The sequence below is a fragment of the Actinocrispum wychmicini genome, from assembly GCF_004345645.1.
GTDB lineage: Bacteria > Actinomycetota > Actinomycetes > Mycobacteriales > Pseudonocardiaceae > Kibdelosporangium > Kibdelosporangium wychmicini.
On sequence record NZ_SLWS01000002.1, the window covers coordinates 845,238 to 865,153 of the forward strand.

Sequence of the window (19,916 nt, forward strand, 5' to 3'; positions counted from 1 at the left end):
AACCGTACATGAGTTTTGACCTACCGGTAAGTCAGCTAGACTGGGAGGCATGGCGGGCACGAAGGAACGCATCCTGGCGGCGGCGCGTGAGCTGTTCGCGCAGCAGGGCGTCCAGAAGACCAGCATGCGCGACATCTCCGAGCGGCTGGGCATCACCAAACCCGCGCTCTACTACCACTTCACGTCCCGCGAGGACCTGGTCCGCAGCATCGTCCAGCCGCTGATCGAAGGCGGACTGGACCTGGTGGCGCGCTACGAGAACGCGCCCCGCATCGAGCCCCGCGAACTGCTGGAAGCGTACTTCGACTACCACTACGCGCACCGGGACGACCTGCTGCTGCTGTTCAACGAGCTGGCCACGCTGGCCGAACTCGGGCTCGTCGAACTCGTCCTGGGCTGGCGGACCAGGCTGATGGGCCTGCTGGTCGGCCCGGAACCCACCCTGACGGAGGCGACCGGAGCCGTGGTCGCGCTCGGCGGCCTGCAGGACTGCACTATCCAGTTCCGCGACATCCCGGCCGACGAGCTGCGCGACCCGGCCGTGAACGCCGCCATGGCGGCGCTGGGCCTTTAGTCCCCGAGTTTGGCGCGGGCCGCCACGAAGGCGTCCACCGCGCGGTTCACGTCGTCGGTGGAGTGCGCCGCCGACATCTGGGTACGGATCCGCGCCTTGCCGTGCGGGACGACCGGATACGAGAAGCCGATCACGTAGATCCCCTGCTCCAGCAGAAGGTCCGCGAGCCGGCTGGCCCTGGCCGCGTCGCCGATCATCACCGGGATGATCGGGTGGTCGCCCGGCAGCAGGTCGAAGCCTTCCTCGGTCATCCGGGTGCGGAACAGCTTCGTGTTGTCCCGCAGCTGTTCCAGCAGTTCGCCGGAGGAGCTGAGCAGGTCGAGCGCGGCCAGGGCGGCGGTCGTGATCGACGGCGCCAGCGAGTTCGAGAACAGGTACGGCCGGGAGCGCTGGCGGAGCATCGCCACGATCTCCGCCCGGCCGGAGACGTACCCGCCGGACGCGCCGCCGAGGGCTTTGCCCATGGTGCCGGTCACGACGTCGATCCGGTCGGTCACGCCGAACAGCTCAGGGGTGCCGCGGCCGGTCGGGCCAGTGAAGCCGACCGCGTGTGAGTCGTCCACCATGACCAGGGCCTCGTATCGGTCCGCCAGGTCGCAGATCTGGTCGAGCGGCGCCAGGTAGCCGTCCATGGAGAAGACGCCGTCGGTCGCGATCAGCCGGTGGCGGGCGTCGGCGGCGTCCTTGAGCTGGCGCTCCAGGTCGTCCATGTCCCGATTCTTGTACCGGTACCGCTTGGCCTTGCACAGCCGGACGCCGTCGATGATCGAGGCGTGGTTCAGCTCGTCGGAGATGACCGCGTCCTGGTCGGTCAGCAGGGTCTCGAACAGGCCGCCGTTGGCGTCGAAGCAGGAGCTGTACAGGATCGTGTCGTCGGTGCCGAGGAACTCGGAAAGCTTGGCCTCCAGCTGCTTGTGCACCTCCTGGGTGCCGCAGATGAACCGGACCGAGGCCATCCCGAAGCCCCACTTGTCCAGCCCCTCGTGGGCGGCCGCGACCAGGGTGGGGTGGTCGGCCAGGCCGAGGTAGTTGTTGGCGCAGAAGTTCAGCACCTCGTCGCCCCCGCCGACCCGGACGGCCGCGTTCTGCGGCGTGCCGATCACCCGCTCCGCTTTGTACAGGCCGGCTTCCTTGATCTCCGCCAGCCCGGCTCGCAGGTGGTCGCGCATCGCGCCGTACATCAGCTCTCCGTCCAGTCCAGAATGATCTTGCCACAGCGTCCGTCCCGCGCCGTGGCGAACGCCTGCTCGAAGTCCTTCGCGGGGTAACGGTGGGTGATCACCGGCGTGAGGTCCAGTCCGGCCTGCAGCAGCACGGACATCGAGTACCACGACTCGAACATCTCCCGGCCGTAGATCCCCTTGATGTGCAACATCTTCAGCACGACCGAGCTCCAGTCGATCGGGAACTCGGCGGCCGGCAGGCCCAGCATGGCGATCCGGCCGCCGTGCGCCATGTTCGCGATCATGTCCCGCACCGCCGACGGCTGGCCGGACATCTCCATGCCCACGTCGAACCCCTCGGACATGCCGAGGATGTCCTGCGCGTCGGCGACCGTCGAGCTCGCGACGTTCAGCGCCAGGTCCACGCCGACCTTGCGGGCCAGCTCCAGCCGGTGCTCGCTGACGTCGGTGATCACCACGTTGCGCGCGCCCGCGTGCCGGGCGACCGCCGCGGCCATGATGCCGATCGGCCCCGCACCCGTGATGAGCACGTCCTCGCCGATGACCGGGAACGACAGTGCGGTGTGCACGGCGTTGCCGAACGGGTCGAAGATCGCGGCCACGTCCAGGTCGACGGCCTTGCGATGGATCCACGCGTTCTGCTCGGGCAGCACCGCGTACTCGGCGAACGCGCCGTTGCTGTGCACCCCCAGGCCACGGGTGTTCGCGCACAGGTGACGGCGGCCCGCCTTGCAGTTCCGGCACTTGCCGCAGACCAGGTGGCCTTCGCCGGAGACGACGTCCCCGACGTGCACCCCGGTGACCGCGGCACCGACCGACACCACTTCGCCGACGAATTCGTGCCCGACCACCAGCGGGGTTTTGATGGTCTTGGCAGCCCAGTCGTCCCAGGCGTCGATGTGCAGGTCGGTGCCGCAGATCCCGGTGCGCAGCACGCGCACCACGACATCACCCGGTCCCGGTGTCGGGTCGGGTACGTCGGTGAGCTCCAGCCCCGGGCCCTCGACCAGTTTGACGAGTGCCTTCATGCCGGAAGTGTGCGGGAGGCCGCGGTGCCGGGTCCATCAGTACTTTCTAAAACCCCTTGTAAGCCCAGCTCCACAGCCCCCCACACTTGGACTTATCCAGCGCAGCAGATGTGTTCCGACCACTCCGGCACATGCCACCAGTGCTGCTTGGCCGCGGTGGGCGTGGCCGGCAGGACCTCGTTGGTGACCGTCCTGGCCGTCGGGGTCTGGAACGGGGCCATCAGCTCGTCGACGGTTCGGAGCACGCCGCCGACCATGACCTTCCGGACCGCCGCCGCGGCTTTGATGTCCTGCAGCGGGTTGCCGCTGACCAGGGACAGGTCCGCGTGGGCGCCCGGTTTGATCGCGCCGATCCGGTCCTGCAGGCCCAGCCAGCGGGCCGGGTTGTGGGTCGCGGTGGTGAGCGCCTCGTGCGGCGTGAACCCGAACTTCACCATGGCCCGGAGGTTCTGGTGGGTGGACACGGCCACGTTGTCGAGCGGTGAGTCGGTGCCCGTCACCACGAACCCACCCGCTCGGTGGATCCGCAGCAACATGTCCACGTCGCCGGCGAGGTTCGTGCGCACGTACGCGTTCTCCGGCAGGCCGGCGCCGTTCGCCTGGCCGACCAACAGGTCGTACTCCCACTTCGGGAACAGGGTCCTCGTGCGCACGTCGTCCACAAGGGACTTGTCTTCGGCGTACATCCACTTGGACGTGAACAGGGTCGGTGTCACGGACATCCCCGACCGGGTGAACAACGTGACCACGTCCTGGTAGGCCCGGCGGATCCGGCTCACGGTGTGCGAGTACCCGAGGCGGTTCGTCGCGCCCGTGTGTTCCATCGCGTCCATGCCGATGTTCGCCGCCGGGTACAGGTAGTGCGACGAGAGCGGCATGCCCGCCGCGTGCGCGGCCTGCACGACCTTCTGCTGGTAGGCGACAGGCAGCCGGACGTACGTTTTGATGAAGTCGTACTCCAGCTCGGCCGCCCGGGACAGCTCCAAGTTCATCTGCTCGGGCGACAGGGTCGGACGCATGAAGTTGTAGTAGACGCGCGAGCCGTCGATGGCCTCACCCGTGCCGAAGTACCGTGGCCCGACCCGCCTGCCGGATTCGAGCGCCTCCCGGGTCTCCAGCATCTGGTAGACCGGGTCGCCCGGGGACCTGGTCGTGGTGACGCCGTACGACAGCCACAGCCGGCCCTGCCGGTCGCCCCACTGACGGCCGCGCAGGTGCCAGTGGTTGTGGATGTCGATCAGGCCGGGCATGGCCGTCAGGTCACTGGCGTCCACACCGGACACGTCCTGGCGGGCGCAGACGTCGGCGATCTTGCCGTCCTCGACGACGATGGAGACGTTCTGCCTGAGGTCTTTGGCAGTGCCGTCCCAGTACGCGCCCGCGTGCACGACTGTCCTTTGTGGTGGGCGAGGCCGGGCCCAGCTGAAGTCGAGCCGGATCGTCCTCGGAGCGCCGCCAGCGATCCGCTGCGCCTTGAGACGCCCTTTGGACAGGTACACGAGAGTGTCGTTGCCTTGCCAGGCAAGGGAGTCCGTAACCTCGGTGGTGACCTGCCGCGGGTCGCCGACGAGCTTGCCGGTCGCGTCCACCGGGGCGATCCAGGCGACGCTCTCCACCGTGAACGCCAGGTACTTCCCGTCGGGTGACCACAGTGGACCGTCGTCGCCGCGGGTCGCCAACGAGCGGAACGGCATGGGTTCGGCGTACTGTAACGTGTTCGTCCTGAGGTTGACGGTCAGGATCTGGCTCGTGCCTTCGCGGTACCGCTTGGAGAACGGCTTGACCGCGGCCAGGGCGACGACCGTGCCGTCCGGGGACCAGGTCGGCCGGCCGGGCATGAACAGCGCCGGCGTGATCTGCTGGACCTTGCCGGTGGCGACGTCGAGCACCCAGCCGGCGCCGTCCTGGTCGTTGTACGCGACCCGGCTGCCGTCCGGGGACCACCTCGGCGCGGTCTGCGCGCCGGGCAGCTCGGTGAGCACGGAGTCCTTGCCGGTGGCGAGATCCCGGATCCAGAGGTCCGCGGTGCCGTGCCGGTCGCTGGCGTACAGCAGTTTGGTGCCGTCCGGGGAGAAGTCCGGGTCCGAGTTGAAGTAGCCGTCGTCGACGAGTTTCGTCGGCGTCCCACCGGCCGCGGCGACGACGTAGATCGCGTTCAGGGCACGGAAGGCGATCTGCTTGCCGTCCTTGGACACGACCGGGCTGGCGATGCCCTTGACGGGTTTGGGCGCCAGTGAGTCGATATCCCGGACGCGCCGATGGTAGTGGCGTTGCGCGGTGTTCACCGTCGCGGTGAACGGAATGTCCTTGACCGCGCCGTTCGGGTCCCGCAGCCGGATCCGGCCGTCCGCGGTGTAGAGGACCGAGTCCTGTGCCCAGTTCGCGGCGAAACCGAAGACGTCCTCTCCTTTGGTGAGCTGCTTGTCGCCGAGCATCAGGTCCGCGTCCGCGCCGCGCAACCGCATGTAGCTGGGCGTGTCGTTGGGGCCGAACGCCGGTCCGTAGAACTTGTCGGTGCCGGTCGCGGTGACGAGCCGTTGCCGGGCACCGGTGGCCACGGTGACGACGTCGATCGCGGTGTCGTTGACCGAGAAGATGATCCGCGTGCCGTCCCTGGACCACCGCGGCGAGCCCTCTTCGTCCACAGTGGACGCGGCAACGGTGATCGCGCCGGACGCGACGTCCAGCAGCCAGACCCCGTAGCTGCCGTCCCGGTCGCTGCTGACCGCGATCTTCGTGCCGTCCGGGGAGAAGACGGGTTCTCGGTGGTCGTACTGGCCGCTGGTGAGCTTGCGTGGCGTACCGCCCGCGGCGTCGATGACGTACACGTGGAAGTTGCCGTCGCGGTACGACTGGAACGTGATCTGCCGTCCGTCCGGCGACCAGGACGGCAACGTGGCGTCCTGGAGGTCGTCGGTGAGTTTCCGGGCCCGGCCGCCGGCCGCCGGCACCACCCAGATCCCGGTGACCAGGTCCACCGCCAACCACCTGCCGTCCGGGGACAGCGCGGCGGACATGTTGGTGCCCTCATGAAGATCAACGCCTTGAAGATCGGCGCTGTCCGGGTCGGCCTGCGCCGTCCCCACCCCGGCAACGCTCAGACCTGCGGCGACAGCGCCGCTGCGCAGGAGAAGTTCACGCCGTGAAAGACCTTGCGGTGACATAGTTACCTCCCAGGCCCTCACTATGCCCGTCCCAAGATCAGCCGTCCACAAGTAGGCTCTTTCGCGCCACTGGGAGGTGTGGGCATGCAGTACCAGCGCGACCTGCTGAGCCACGTTCACGAGGTCTGCCGCCTGCACTGGCGGCGCCGCGGCCACCCGGACGTGGAGATCAAGGAGGAGGAGTCACACGGCTTCGCCTACCTGCTCGTTTCGTACAACAGCGGCCCATGGCGCAAGCAGGAGGTGGTCGGCGTCCGCGATGGCCACGTGGACAACGCGGTGTTGCGCGATTTCCAACTGCTCACCGACGGCAAGCCGGCGGAGTTCGTGTTCCGCGGCCACGCCTCGCCAGCGACCTTCCAGTTCGCCAGGGACAACGGCATCTGGCTGCGGTCCATCGCCGACTACCAAGCGGCACTGTGGGACGCAACGCCCTATCTTCGCGCTCAGAACGACCTGCTCAGGCGCGACCCCGAGTACCCGTTGTCGCTTTACGTCGACAAGAGCTGGACACCGCTCGGTGACCCGAACCCGGCCGAGAGCACCGCCCTGCCACAGATCCTTGAGTGGCTGACCGCGGACGGGCCCCGGTTCATCCTCGTCCTCGGCGACTTCGGCACCGGGAAGACGTTCCTGCTGCGGGCCGTCGCGGACGCGCTGGCCGACAGCGAGTACCTGGTTCCCGTCCTGGTCACCATGCGTGACCTGGAGAAGGGGCGGACCCTGGATGAGCTGCTGGCCCAGCACATGGCTCGTTCGCGCGAAGATCTCTTCTCCCCCAGCGCGTTCCGTTACCTGCTCAGAGAGGGTCGGATAGCCCTTCTGTTCGACGGTTTCGACGAGCTGGCGTTGCGGACCAGCTACGAACGCGTCCCCCAACACTTCGCCACCCTCCGCGAAGCCGCCGGCGGCTCGGCGAAGGTCGTGGTGACCAGCCGCCACCAGTACTTCGCCACGGACCAAGCCGTGCGCAACGCCCTGGGCGACGAAGTCCATCGCATGTCGGGCTCCCGGATCATCCGCCTGTTGCCCCTCCGATCGGCGCAACGCCGGGAACTGGTCGCGAGGACCTTCGACGACGACCCGGCCACCGAAGGGTTCATGGACGCCATGCGGCAGGTCCCCAACCTGCTGGACCTCGCGACGAACCCGCGAATGCTGGCCTTCATGATCGACTGGTACCGCCACGGCTTACTGACCAGGTCCGACCTCGTCCAGTCCGCCGGCCAGCCGATGACCGCGGGCAAGTTGTACGAGTTGCTGCTCACCAACTGGCTGTCGCACGAGGTCAGGCGGCAGGCCGTGGTCGGCGGGTTGGTTCCGCTGTCGACAGGCCAGCGGATGGATGCCTTGCGCGAGACCGCGATCCGCATGTGGCGAAGTGGCCAGAGCAAACTGAGCCTGACCGACCTGGGTGAGATCCCGGACCAGATCCACGATCTGGCGCGGCTTGAGCTACGTCCTGGGGAGGCGGTGCAGACGGTCGCTTCAGCCACGGTCCTCGTCCGGGATGAGAGCGGCGACTTCTCGTTCATCCACCAGTCGGTGATGGAGTGGTTCGTGGCCGACGCCGCCCGCGATGCACTGGCCGACGGATCTGTCGACACGCTGTTGGCGACCACGGACATGAGCGGTCTCATGGTCGACTTCTGGTGCGACCTTTCGGGCTCGGCTGACGTGATCGCCTGGGCACGTGACATCATCGCCCGTACCCACCCCCCTGGCCCAGCGGCCAAAGCGAACGCCGCCTTGGTGTTACAGCGCAGGCACGCGCGCTCCGAGGCGATGAACCTCACGGGCCACGACCTGCGTGGCCGCGACCTGTCCGCTCAGGAGTTCATCCGCGCGGACCTGCGGGGTGCTGATCTGTCTGGCGCCGTCCTGCCGAAGAACGCGTGGCGGGCGAACCTGGCCGACTCCAGGCTGGTGAGTGCCCGGATGATCGATTCGAATCTCACCGGCGCCATCTTGACCTCGGCCAACCTGACCGCGGCCGACCTGACCGGCGCGCGCCTGGTCGGCGCGGACCTGACCAATGCCAATCTGACCGGCACTCGGTTGCGGCGAGCTGTTCTTGTCGGCGCGAAGGTCCACCCGACGCAACTGGCAAGCGCGCATACGAGCGGCGCAGCCCTGCCCGAAACTCACCTTGTGCCGCAGTTCTTTGGGGCGTCCACCGTTACCGCACTCGCCGGCCTGGCCGGTGGTCTGCTGGTCTCCGGCCATGAGGACGGCACGGTCAGGGTCCACGACGTCTCGACAAGCAGGACACTGCGGATCATCACCGCGCACGACGGACGGGTCACGGCACTGGCCACGACCCGCAACGGCTGGATCGCGTCGGGTGGTGATCGCCGCGTCCGACTGTGGGACAGCACGACCGGCGACAAAGTCGCACAGTTCCCCGCTCAGCTGAACGATATCGTCGGGATCGCCGTCGAGCCCGACGGTGAATGGGTGGCCTGCGTCGACGGCGCCCGGATCCACGTGTGGTTGTCCGCCGGAGACTCCAGGTGGACGCTTGAGACGAGTGGCACGGTGTACGCGCTGGCCGCCCACCCCGACGATGGCTCGCTGTTCTCAGCCGGCTCGTCAGTGCGGCAATGGAAAGGCCGCAACCCTGTCGGAACCTGGCAGGTGCCGGACGGCGTCGGCCGGATCACCGGGCTCTTGGTGGGATCCGGTCCGGGTCACCTCTGGCTGTACGGCACACGCGGCGTCGTGCAGGTCTCCGACACCGCGACGGAATGGTCGAAGGCCGGCGAGTTCAGCTCGGTCGTGGGCAGCGCCAACAGTCCATGGCTCGCCCTGATCGGAAAGGACACGATCACACTCCACTCCCGGAAAACCCGTCAGGAGACGACGATCGACACCCGGCAGACCACGCCGCTCTGCGCCATCGATCCGGACGGGCGCTGGCTGGCCACCGAGTACGCCGGTCGCCTCATGCCGATGTGGCGAACCTCGGACGGGCAGCAGTTCGGCACGATCGACACCGGACGGAGTGTTGTCACGTCACTGACGGCCAGACCGGGCGACGAGTTCAGCCTGGTTCTGGGCAAAGCCGACGGTGGCGGCACATGGGACCTGGCCACGGGAGACCTGGTGCCGACCACCGGTGTCGACGCCACAAGCGTCACGATCGACCAGACAGTCGGTCGACTGGCGCTTGGCCGACCGGACGGGACCCTCATCATCGATGGTTCCCCGGTATATTCGCCGAGTTACCACGCGGTGATGGACCTCGCGTTCGAGCCGACCGGCCAGTGGCTCGCCGCGGCGACCACGGGGGCTGTCGTCATGGTCAACACGAAATCCGGCCGAATCGTGAAGTACGGTACGGACAGGTCGGGATTCCGGGCACTCGCCTTCGATTTCGCGGGGCGATGGCTCGCTTCCGTGGGCACCCTGGGCGAGATCCAACTTTGGGACGCGCAGCCGCGGAACCTCAACCCGAGTGGACACCGGCTCACGTTTCCCGCGGGGTGCAAGGCGACAGCGGTGACCGCGCTCCCCCACCGGGACTGGCTCGTCACCGGTGGCCGGGGACAGGTGCAGGCGTGGCACCCCCACACCGCGGAATGCGTCGCCACCTATGAGTTCCCGGGTAGCCACGTGACCGCCTTCGCGGTGAGCCCGGACAGCCGTTGGTTCGGTGCGGGTGACCGTCTGGGCAACATCCGAGTCTGGGACGTGGACACCCAAGAGATCCGTTACACCATCCGGGCCCACGCGGACTGGATCGCGGCCATGTTCGTCGATCCGGTGCACGGCCGGTGGTTCGCCTCGGCCGGCTACGACGGCGCGGTACACCTTTGGGACTCCGCCACGGGCACTCCACGCGCGACGGTACTGGCCGTCAATGACGGGTGGGCAGTCCTCCTGCCAGACGGGCGCTACAAGGTTTCCGGGAACCCACGTGAGGTCTGGTGGGTGTCCGGGCTGTGCAGGTTCGACGTGTCCGATTTGGACGACCTGGCCCCGTACCTGCCTTACATGCGCCGGATTCCGGAGGGTGAACCGGTTGACCTCCTCGGTTGAACCCATGTGGGACGAGTTCTCCACGCCGGTCAAGACGGCACTGCGGTGGGCGTGGGCGAGCGCGCAGGCCCGGTCCGGTGATCGGGTCGACTCGATCGACCTGCTCATCGGAATCATGCTTGCCGACCTGACGTCCAGTCCCGCGACCGTCCTTCTTGACCATTTCGGGATTCCACCGGGCGAGGTGGTGGCGCGGCCGGACTACGCTCCGCCGACCGCGAAGGCGTTGCTCGCTGGATGGGAGTCGCTGGGGATGCCCGAGGTCGACGTGGACGTCGACCGGATCCTCCGCGGGACCTTCGTGGCGGACGGGGAACTGTGGTCACTTCGTTTCCTGTTCCTGTGCCTGTTGGAAGAACGCACCATGGCGTCGTCGGCGATCAACGCCGCGCTGTCCTTCCGGGGGTTCGACTTCACGAGGATCGTGGGTGCCTTCCGCGCTTACGTGTCCGGCCGGGATCCGCTCAGAACGTTCCTGGAGGAACGCTTTCCTTACCAGGCAGCGAGTGTGGCTCTGCCGGGCTATCTCACCGACCAGCCGGACCGGCAGCTGGACCTGATCGGAATCGGCCCCGAGGTCAACGCTTTCGCTCATCTGATGGCTTCCCGACGGCTGGTGCCGCCCCTCGCGATGGGCCTGTTCGGCGAGTGGGGCGCGGGCAAGAGCTACTTCCTGCGTTGCCTGCGGAGCCGGATCGCGCAGATCTCGGACGCCAGGCTGCCCGCCTTCCACCAGGCCGTCGTGCAGGTGGAGTTCAACGCGTGGCAGTACGTCGACGGGGACCTGTGGGCCAGCCTCGTCGAGCACCTGTTCCGCAACCTCCGGCGGTCCAGTGGGGAGTCGGACGACCTGATCGCGCAACGCCAGCGGTTCTGGGTCCAGCAGGTGCAACAGGCCGGTGAGGCACACCAGCAGGCCCAGAGCGAACGCCGGCAGCTGGAGCAGGCCCAGCAGAGCGCAGCCGACGCCGTCGAAGCGCGCAAACAGGACCTGGCCAAGGCCGAAACCCGGCTCGCGGAGGCCCGCAAGCCGGACGCGAGTGCCGCGCTCAAGCAGGCGGTGCGGGAGGCCGCGAAAACCGCCGGCGTCGGCGAGGTCGTCGACAACGCCACCCGGTTGGCCGCCGAACTCGACCAGACCAGAGCCGACCTGCGCAGCCTGCTGACTCCCCTGCGCGACCCGAAGTACCTCCGATGGGTGGTCGCCGCATTGGTGGCCGCACCGCTGATCGGGTACCTCGCGCAACTCGTCGACCTGTCGGCCGCGGTGTCCACTGTGTCCTGGCTGCTGGGGACGGCCGCGGTCTACGCAGGCAAGGCCGGGCAGTTCCTCCGGGACGCGAGCAGGCGTATCGCTGACGCGCGGGCCAAGCTCGCCGAGGCCGAGGCCGAGGAGACCCGGCGCAACGAGCAGGCGATGCATGACGCGAAGGCGAAGCTCGACGAGGTCAGGTCCGAACTGGACGCCGCCGTCGCCCGGGAACGGGAGCTGGCCGGCCGGGTCGCCGAGGTCAGGCGGACGCAGGAGGCCGAGACGCCCGGCCAGGTGCTCACCGACTTCATCACCGACCGAACGGACAGCGACGACTACCGTCGGCACCTTGGCGTGCCCGCGCTGGTCCGCCGCGACCTGGACCGGCTCTCCCGGCTCGTGAAGCAGCAGGTGCCCGGCGAGTACGCGATCGACCGGATCGTGCTGTACATCGACGACCTGGACCGGTGCCCGACACCGGTGGTGATCAAGGTCCTCGAAGCCGTGCACCTGCTGCTGGCGTTCCCGCTGTTCGTGGTGGTCGTGGCCGTGGACGCCCGGTGGCTGACCAGCTCGCTCCGCGACCACTTCCGACAGCTGTCCGGACCGGACGCCACGCCACAGGACTACCTGGAGAAGATCTTCCAGGTGCCGTTCCTGATCCAGTCGCTGTCCGGCGGCGCCCGCGCGCAGATGCTGCGCGGTGTCCTCACCCCCAGCCTGGTCCCGTCCGACCAGCCGCAGGGAACCGACCAGGCCGACGAGAGCGGGCCGGTGGCGTCCACCTCGGAGTTCGAGGAGGTCGTGGCCTCGTTCTCGGCCACGGCAGGCCCACGGCAGGCCCTGTCGGACACCGTGGATCTCACGATCACCAGCGCGGAACTCCAGCAGGCACAGCACGCCGCCGAGGCCATCGGCGCCACTCCGCGCGCGGTGAAACGCTTCGTCAACGTCTACCTGCTGGTCAAGTCGATCGGTGCGGCGCGGGGGCTGCGGGTGCCCGAGGACGGCCGCCTGGTGACGCTGGTGGCCACCGCGCTCGGGACCGGCGCACCGCCGGCACCGTCCGATGAGGACCCCGAATGGCTGGAACTTATTGACCGATTCAGGTTCCCCGGAGAGCGGAGATCCGACGCTGCGGGCAGGATGGACGAGTGATTCCGAAGCTCCTGGTCGTGTCGGCCGACGAAGTCCTCATCACCCGGCTCGGCGAGCTGCTGGCCGAGGCCGGGTACGAGCACGATGTGGCCGGCGCGGGCACCCCCGGGTACGACCTGATGATCATCGACCGGGAGCTCGCGGGCAGCCTGGAGATGCTCACCGAGCTACGCCGCCACGCCGTCACCGCGCGCGCGTTGGTGCTCTCCCCCATCGGCGACGACAGGGACCAGCAGGCCGCGAAGAGCGCCGGCGCGGACGACTACCTGACCACCCCGTTCCTGCCGAGCGCCCTGCTGCGGAAGATCCGCGGGCTGCTGCGCCGGCACATCGACAACGCCGAGACCATCCCGTTCGGCCGGGCCGAGCTGGACGTCCGCCGGTACGAGGTGGTGCTGCCGAAGGGCAAACGGATCGCGCTGTCCGTGCGGGAGTTCGACCTGCTGCGGACCCTGGTCGCCCGGCCGACGGTGATCTACCCGAAGGCCGAGCTGCGGACCAAGGTGTTCGGCACCGAGGCCAGTGAGTCCACCGTGGACACGTACGTGTACTACCTGCGGAAGAAACTCGGCCACGGCGTGGTGCGGTCGGTCTACCGCCTCGGCTACAAGGCCGGCACCATCTCCTAGAAGTTGATCATGTGGCCGGCCAGGCCGTGCACGGCCTCCTTGACCGCTTCGCCGAGGGTCGGGTGGGCGTGCACGTTCCTGGCCACCTCGGTGACCGTGAGGTCCCACTGCTGGGCCAGGGTCAGTTCCGGCAGCAGCTCGGTCACGTCCGGGCCGATCAGGTGCGCGCCGAGCAGTTCCCCGTAGCGCGCGTCGGAGAGGATCTTCACGAAGCCGGCGGTGTCGCCGAGGCCGTGCGCCTTTCCGTTGGCCGTGAACGGGAACTTGGCGACCTTGACGTCGAAGCCACGCTCCCGGGCCTGCTCCTCGGTCCAGCCGAAGCTGGCGATCTGCGGCTGGCAGTAGGTCGCGCGCGGGATCATCACGAAGTCCAGCTCCATGGTCTCCGCGCCGGCGATGGTCTCGGCCGCGACGATGCCCATCGACTCCGAGGCGTGCGCCAGCATGAGCTTCGCGGTCACGTCACCGATCGCGAAGATGTGCGGCACGTTGGTGCGGCCGCGGGCGTCGATGTCGATCGCGCCGCGGTCGGTCACCGCCACACCGGTCCGCTCCAGGCCGTAGCCGGTGATGTTCGGCTGGAAACCGATGGCCTGCAACACCTTGTCCGCTTCGAGGACCTGCTGTTGGCCGTTCTTGGACACGGTCACCCGGACCCCCGTGGACGTCTCCTCGATGGTCTCCACGCGGGTGGAAGTGAGTACGTCGATGCCCAGGCGGCGGTAGCGTTTGGCCAGCTCGGCGGACACTTCGGCGTCTTCGAGCGGGACCATCCGGTCCAGGAACTCGACGATCGTGACCTGCACACCGTAGTTGTGCAGGACGTACGCGAACTCCACGCCGATGGCGCCCGCGCCGGCGATGACGATGCTCTGCGGGAGTGAGTCGGCGAGGATCTGCTCCTCGTACGTCACCACGCGAGCCGACTTGGACGTGCCCGGCAGCAGGCGGGGCTTGGCGCCGGCCGCGATGATGCAGTGGTTGAACGTGACCGTTTCGCCGTTGACCTCGATGCTGTTCGGCCCAGTGAACGTGCCGTGCCCGTTCACTTCCGTGATGCCGTTCTTCTTCATCAGGAAGTGCACGCCCTTGACGCGCCCGTCGGCCACCTTGCGGCTGCGACGGAACGCCACGCCGTAGTCCAAGCTGACCGTGCCGTCCACCTGGATGCCGTACTCCTTGGCCTCCTTGGTGAAGATGTGCGCCAGCTCGGCGTTGCGCAGCAACGCCTTCGAGGGGATGCAGCCGACGTTGAGGCACACCCCGCCCCAGTAGCGCTCCTCGACGACGGCCGTGGACAGGCCCAGCTGCGCCGACCGGATCGCGGCGACGTAGCCGCCCACCCCCGCCCCCAGGACGACGACATCGAAATGTGTGGTCATGGCCCCAGCCTATGTCTACTGGTTAGGGTGTCCGACTGGACGAGAGGGGGCTCACCCGTGGGACGACCTGAACTGCCTGAACACCTGGCGCTGCTGCTCACCAACGAGCCGGTGTTCGACCTGTACGCGCACGGACCGTGGCGGGTACCGGACGGCCTGTACGAGGAAATCACCCGGCGGGGGCTCGCGCTCAACGCCGACCCCAGGCTGAGCGACCTGCCTTTCACCCTGAGCGACTACTACGCCGCGGACACCACCATCGTCGGCGCCGAGCTGTGGTGTCTGGCGGAGTACTTGTGCGGTGCCTCGGCGGTGCGCGGCGGCAGTCGGTCGGACCTGGAGTATGAGCTGTTCCCGATGTTCCTGGCCGAGCCCGAGCTGCCGGACCGGGACCCGGTGTGGGCGTGCATGCGGTCCTCCACGTATCGGCCGCCGGGTGACTGGTTGATCTCCGCGGCAGGGAACAATCCAGACAAACGAGCCATAGCGTACCAGCTTGCCCGGGAGTGCCTTGACGTCTTCGACGGCATCGAACCCCTGGAACACCGCCGGCAGGCCCTGATCGCCCTGCACGAACTGGCCAAGCCCGAGGAGACCACCGAGACCCCGCGGTCGTACCTCGCCGACATCTGGGCCCGCTCCGCCACGGACGACATCCTGGCCGCTTTGCCCGAGCTGTCCGGTCCGGTGAACCACTTGGAGTGGGCGCTCGACGGGTTCGTGGCCGCGCACGACCGGCTGCGCGCGGTGGTGGACGGCGGGTCGGCGGCGAGCCTGATCGCCGGCCTCGTGCAGGCGGCCGGGGCGACCTTCGCGCCGGCGGAGTTCGCCGTGCTGGGCAACGAGGAGCTGTTCGGCGAGGTCAGCCGGACGCTCGCGCGACCGTTCTCGTCCACTGACTGGTGGAACCAGGTCCGGTCCTGGCTGGCCCTGTGCGTGGCCGGCGGCGAGATCGACGCGTGCCGGGCGTGGCTGGACATGTACGTCCGGCTGGACTCGGCGCTGCGCGGCCTGCCCGGCGTGGCCAGCAACCCCAACCTGGACATCCCGGTCGTCGGGTTCCAGCGCACGGTCCGGCAGATGTTCGTCCGCCGTCCGCTGACCAACCCCCTGGTCGGCCGGATGACCGTGGCGCCGGTCAACGACCAGCCGGAACCCCCGGCGGACGCGCCCATGGTGGGGCAGCCCGAACTGGTCGCGGCCGCCAAGGAGATCGTCGGCGCCAAGGAACGTCCGGTGCGGCTGCTCATCGCCGGGCCGGACGCGACCGGCCGGCGCACCGGCGCGTCCCTGCTGCTCGGCGACCTGATGAACGACCACCTGGTGGCCGGTGCCCGCTGGGTGTCCGACGAGCTGTACTCCACATTGGACGCCAGCAGCGCGGTCCAGCAGATCACCCGGGACATCGAGACCTGCGCCCACGACAAGATGCTGATGGTGGTCGACGGGCTGGACCGGCTCCTCAGCTTCGACCGCTGCGGCCCGATCGTCGCGGAGGAGTTGCGCCGGGCGCTGAAGCGCTATCCCGGCCTGAACGTCGTCGCGGTGTGCGGCACGGGCGGTGACAGCCGGCTGTTCGACGTGAACCCCGCGCTGTACCAACAGTTCCTGATCGCCCGAACCCAGGAGTTCACCGACAAGCAGTACGCGGAACTGGTTCGCCGCGCGGTCATCCGCCGTGGCGCGACCATCAGCCGTACGGTCACTCTCACCGCGGGTGTCATGCTGACGCGCACGCCACCGATGCTGAACCTGCGCGGAGCCCGGCTCGTGGAGTACCTCGCCGAGCAATGTGTTGCCGCGGCACGGAAACGTGCGAAGGTCGGCCGGACGCGGTCGGTGAGTGTGACCGCCGCCGACCTGCCCGGTCAGCTCGTTCCCGGTGGCGTGGCCGCCGCGGACCCGCAGGCCGAGCTGGACTCGTGCGTCGGGTTGGACAAGATCAAGCGCGAGCTGGCCCTGCTGGTCGCCGAGGAGAAGGCGCAGCGGATGCGCCGCGAGGCTGGCGCGGTGGGGGTGGGATCCCCCGCAGGGGGTCGGAACAACACAGTGGTGTCCAGCCAGCCCCGGCATTTGGTCTTCACCGGCCAGCCGGGCACGGGCAAGACCATGATCGCCCGCATTCTCGGCCGGATGTACGCGGGCCTGGGCGTGCTGACGTCCGGGCACATCGTGGTGGTCGACCGCGCGGATCTCGTCCAGGGCGAGACCTGGGAGATCGGGCCGCGTGTCCGGCGGGCGATCGACCGGGCCGCCGGTGGCGTGCTGTGCGTCGAGGACGCGCACGAACTGCAGCCCAGCGAGGACAGCTGGCGGGAACGCGAGGTGGTGAACGCGCTCCAGGCGGCCATCCAGAGCCGGACGTCGGATCTCGTGGTCGTGCTGACCGGCACCGACGCGGGGGTGAACGGCCTGCTCAAGTCCGAGTCGGAGCTGGCCGCGTTCTTCCCGTCCGTGCTGCGGTTCCCGGCGCTGACCGAGGACGGCTTCGTGGAGCTGTTCGCCACCAAGGCCGCGGCCGGCGGATTCACGTTGCAGGACGGCGTGTTGGAGCAGGTACGCGGCCTGCTGTCGTCCACTCCCACCGGGAACGCGCGACTGGCCGTCTCGTTGCTGGAACGGGCCGTCAGCAGGTTGTCCCGGCGGGTGCTCGCGGACGACGTCCTCAGCGAGGACGAGTCGCTGCACGAGATCCTGGTCGAAGACGTCCCCGAAACCCTGGCGACCACATCCTGGGTGGAACTGCCCAACGACCCGCTCACCGAGATCGACTCACTGATCGGCCTGACATCGGTGAAAGACGAGGTCCGACTACTCGTGGCGGAGGCGAAAGCCGACCGGATGCGCCGCGAAGCCGGCATCCCCCTGGCCACCCCCACCCGGCACCTGGTCTTCACCGGCAGCCCCGGAACCGCCAAAACCACCATGGCCCGCCTCGTCGCCGCCGCCTACGCCAAACTCGGCCTCCTCACCTCCGGACACCTCGTCGAAGTCTCCCGCGGCGACCTGATCGGCGAATACCTCGGCCAAACCACCCCCAAAGTCCGCGCCGCCGTCGCCCAAGCCCTCGGCGGCGTCCTGTTCATCGACGAGGCCTACTCACTCACCCCAGCCTGGTACGACGGCTACGGCATGGAAGCCATCGCCGAACTCATCAAACTCATGGAAGAACACCGCGACGACCTCGTCGTCATCGTCGCCGGCTACGAACGCAAAATGGCCCAGTTCATGGCCGCCAACCCCGGCCTCGCCTCCCGATTCCCCACCACCCTCCAATTCCCCGACTACACCGACACCGAACTCGTCGACATCTTCACCCTGATGGCCCACAAAGCCGGATACACCCTCGCCAACGACCTCCTCCCAGCCATACACGACCTCCTACGCGGAGTAATCCGCGACGAAACCTTCGGCAACGGCCGCTACATCCGCAACATCTTCGACCGAGCAGTCGCCCTCCAAGGCCAACGAATCACCGAATCACCCAACCCACCCACAGACGTACGCCTCCTCCTCGCCAAAGACCTACCACCCACACACACCAACCAACCCGACAACCACTCCGGACAGTACCTGTAACTCGGTGCCGCATAAGGATTGGCGAGGAGCGGCTGCGGCGCTACTGTGAGCCGTCCGCGCGGGGCCGCGCGGACGGGGGAGGAGCAGTGCCGGGGGAAACGTTGCCGGTCCAACCGGACTACGCCGTGCGCAGCAAGGGCGTAGCCCTACCGTTGCATTCCCTTCTTCTGGTCGCGGCCTTGGCCGGCGCTGTTGTCGCCCAAGGTGGCTACTACCTGCCTGGCCGGATGCTGGCCACGGCGCTGGTAGCCGCCGCGGTGGTCGTTTCGTTGCGACATCGGCCTTTCTCCAGGGCTGATGCGGGTCCGCTGCTGTGGGCGTGCTCCGGTTTGGCGTTGTGGGCTGTTGCGCGGGCGGCGATGGATGGCGCGGTTGGCCGGGCGGTTCCCGTGGTGGCCAGCGTTTTCTGCGTGATCGGTGCGGTGTTCGTCGCTCAGCGGAACAATGCCGCGCAACGAGCCCAGTTGGCTTCGGTGGCGGTCGGTGTCGGCGCGTTGGTGGCGGGGTCCAGTTGGATCGCTGTTGTGTGGCGGATTCCGGCATGGACGACCGTCGCCGATGGACTGGTGCGCGCCGCGTCGACGCTCACGTATCCCAACGCTGCCGCTGCCTTGCTTGCTTCGCTGGCCCTGCTGGCGATGACCGGGCCTCAGTCGCCATCCCGACTGGGCGCGACTTGTCTGCTTCTGGTCGGGTTGGGTGCCACGTTGAGCCGCGCCGGTCTGCTCGCGTTGGCGGCGGGCGTCGTTGTGCTGGCATTGCTGGCAGGGGTGCGTACGATCGCACGAAACGTGGTCAGTCCTGCCGTCGGCGCGTTGATCGCGGTAGGCGCGCTCACGCCGTCTTTCCCGGTCGCGACGTCGGCACGGCCGATGCTCGCGATCCTCGGGCTGGTCGTCGGCCTTGTGGTCGCTGTAGGTCTGCCTCGCCTGCCCGCCAAGGCAATGGCGGCAGTAGGTGGTCTCGTGCTCGCCGGAGCGGTCGTCGGGATCGTGCTCAACGCGAATGGGCTGCTGTCCGGACGAGTCACGTTCAGCTCACCCGACCGCGCAGGTGTCACAGGCGCGGCGCTGGACGTCGTGGCCACGCGGCCGCTGACCGGTGTTGGGCCGGGGAACGCGTGGTTCACCTGGCCGGCCCCCAACGGCAACGCCCAGGTAGGCCACTACGTGCACAACGAGTACCTGCAGGCACTTGTCGAGTTGGGTGCGATCGGACTCGGCCTCGTGCTGTGTCTGCTCGTGGCCGTCTTCCTCATCGTCCGGCGAGGTCGTGGTTCGTCGACGGGCGCGGTGGCCGGGCTCGTCGTCCTGGTGGTGCACAGCGGTTTCGACTTCCTCTGGCACATTCCCGCCATCCTGCTGACGGTCGGCCTGCTGGTCGGATTGGCCGGTCCACTCAACGCAAAGGAGAAAGTATGAAGGTTCCGTCATTACGCGGCCTGAGATCGCCGAGGGTCATGGCGATCGCGGCCATCGCGGCGGGCGGGTTGGTCGCGGCCGTCCTGCCGTCAAGCGCGGAAGTCAGCGCCCAATCGGTGCCGGTGGCCGCGATCAGGGTGGAGTCGCCCGCCACCCTGTTGGCGCGTGGGGCGGCTGTCGCGGTCACGGTCACCGTGGTATGCCAGCCCGGCTCAAGCGGCAGTGTCAACATCGAGGTCACGGAGAACGCCGGAGGTCGCATCGCGAAGGGCTTCGAGTCCGCTCAGGTCCCGTCGTGCACCGGGGGCTTCCAGCCAGTCACCCTCAATGTCGCGGCCGAACCGACGGTACCGTTCCGCGCTGGAACGGCGTTCGGGCAGGCGAGCGTCTTCGTGAACGGTCCCGGTGGGTTCAATCAGGCCAGGGACGACCGGGAGTTCAAGATCGTCCGCTCGTTGTCCAGGATGGCATAGGAGGGTGAGTGTGCCGGCGGGCTCGCCCTCG

General features: G+C 68.3%; 11 protein-coding genes. 7 read left to right on the plus strand and 4 right to left on the minus strand.

Features of this window, described 5'->3' with window-relative positions; translation table 11 throughout:
- Positions 1–49: 49 nt before the first annotated feature.
- Positions 50–574 (plus strand): TetR/AcrR family transcriptional regulator, encoded by a 525-nt coding sequence (locus EV192_RS12290; RefSeq protein ID WP_132114471.1) that lies wholly within the window; start codon positions 50–52, stop codon positions 572–574.
- Here the strand turns inward: EV192_RS12290 and EV192_RS12295 are convergent.
- The 3 genes from EV192_RS12295 to EV192_RS12305 all read right to left on the minus strand — a co-directional run bounded on the left by EV192_RS12295 (position 571) and on the right by EV192_RS12305 (position 5,803).
- Positions 571–1,755, minus strand: a complete 1,185-nt coding sequence (locus tag EV192_RS12295; protein WP_132114473.1) for a glycine C-acetyltransferase — start codon at positions 1,753–1,755, stop codon at positions 571–573. The genes EV192_RS12290 and EV192_RS12295 overlap by 4 nt on opposite strands.
- The gene (tdh, locus tag EV192_RS12300) at positions 1,755–2,786 is read right to left on the minus strand and encodes an L-threonine 3-dehydrogenase (RefSeq protein ID WP_132114475.1); all 1,032 of its coding nucleotides are present in this window, start codon (positions 2,784–2,786) and stop codon (positions 1,755–1,757) included. Before tdh ends, EV192_RS12295 begins: the two co-directional genes overlap by 1 nt.
- Positions 2,787–2,878: 92 nt before the next feature.
- The gene (locus EV192_RS12305) at positions 2,879–5,803 is read right to left on the minus strand and encodes an amidohydrolase family protein (protein WP_243726790.1); all 2,925 of its coding nucleotides are present in this window, start codon (positions 5,801–5,803) and stop codon (positions 2,879–2,881) included.
- A 231-nt stretch (positions 5,804–6,034) separates the two neighbouring features.
- Between EV192_RS12305 and EV192_RS12310 the strand changes: the two genes are divergently transcribed.
- The 3 genes from EV192_RS12310 to EV192_RS12320 are packed head-to-tail and all read left to right on the plus strand — an operon-like array spanning position 6,035 to position 13,030.
- Positions 6,035–9,991: an NACHT and WD40 repeat domain-containing protein gene (locus tag EV192_RS12310; protein ID WP_132114477.1), complete on the plus strand. Its 3,957-nt coding sequence runs from the start codon at positions 6,035–6,037 to the stop codon at positions 9,989–9,991.
- On the plus strand, positions 9,975–12,401 hold the full coding sequence (locus EV192_RS12315; protein ID WP_165960353.1) for a P-loop NTPase fold protein: 2,427 nt from the start codon (positions 9,975–9,977) through the stop codon (positions 12,399–12,401). Before EV192_RS12310 ends, EV192_RS12315 begins: the two co-directional genes overlap by 17 nt.
- The gene (locus EV192_RS12320; protein ID WP_243726791.1) at positions 12,398–13,030 is read left to right on the plus strand and encodes a response regulator transcription factor; all 633 of its coding nucleotides are present in this window, start codon (positions 12,398–12,400) and stop codon (positions 13,028–13,030) included. The genes EV192_RS12315 and EV192_RS12320 overlap by 4 nt, the downstream gene beginning before the upstream one ends.
- Here the strand turns inward: EV192_RS12320 and lpdA are convergent.
- Positions 13,027–14,412, minus strand: a complete 1,386-nt coding sequence (gene lpdA / locus EV192_RS12325; protein ID WP_132114481.1) for a dihydrolipoyl dehydrogenase — start codon at positions 14,410–14,412, stop codon at positions 13,027–13,029. The genes EV192_RS12320 and lpdA overlap by 4 nt on opposite strands.
- Positions 14,413–14,469: 57 nt before the next feature.
- On the opposite strand from lpdA, the gene EV192_RS12330 reads away from it, so the two are divergent.
- From EV192_RS12330 to EV192_RS12340, 3 genes are all read left to right on the plus strand, one after another.
- Positions 14,470–17,991: an AAA family ATPase gene (locus tag EV192_RS12330; RefSeq protein ID WP_132114483.1), complete on the plus strand. Its 3,522-nt coding sequence runs from the start codon at positions 14,470–14,472 to the stop codon at positions 17,989–17,991.
- An 86-nt stretch (positions 17,992–18,077) separates the two neighbouring features.
- Positions 18,078–19,412, plus strand: coding sequence for an O-antigen ligase family protein (locus tag EV192_RS12335; RefSeq protein ID WP_132114485.1), 1,335 nt, complete (start codon positions 18,078–18,080; stop codon positions 19,410–19,412).
- Positions 19,409–19,885: a hypothetical protein gene (locus tag EV192_RS12340; protein WP_132114487.1), complete on the plus strand. Its 477-nt coding sequence runs from the start codon at positions 19,409–19,411 to the stop codon at positions 19,883–19,885. Before EV192_RS12335 ends, EV192_RS12340 begins: the two co-directional genes overlap by 4 nt.
- Positions 19,886–19,916: the final 31 nt, after the last annotated feature.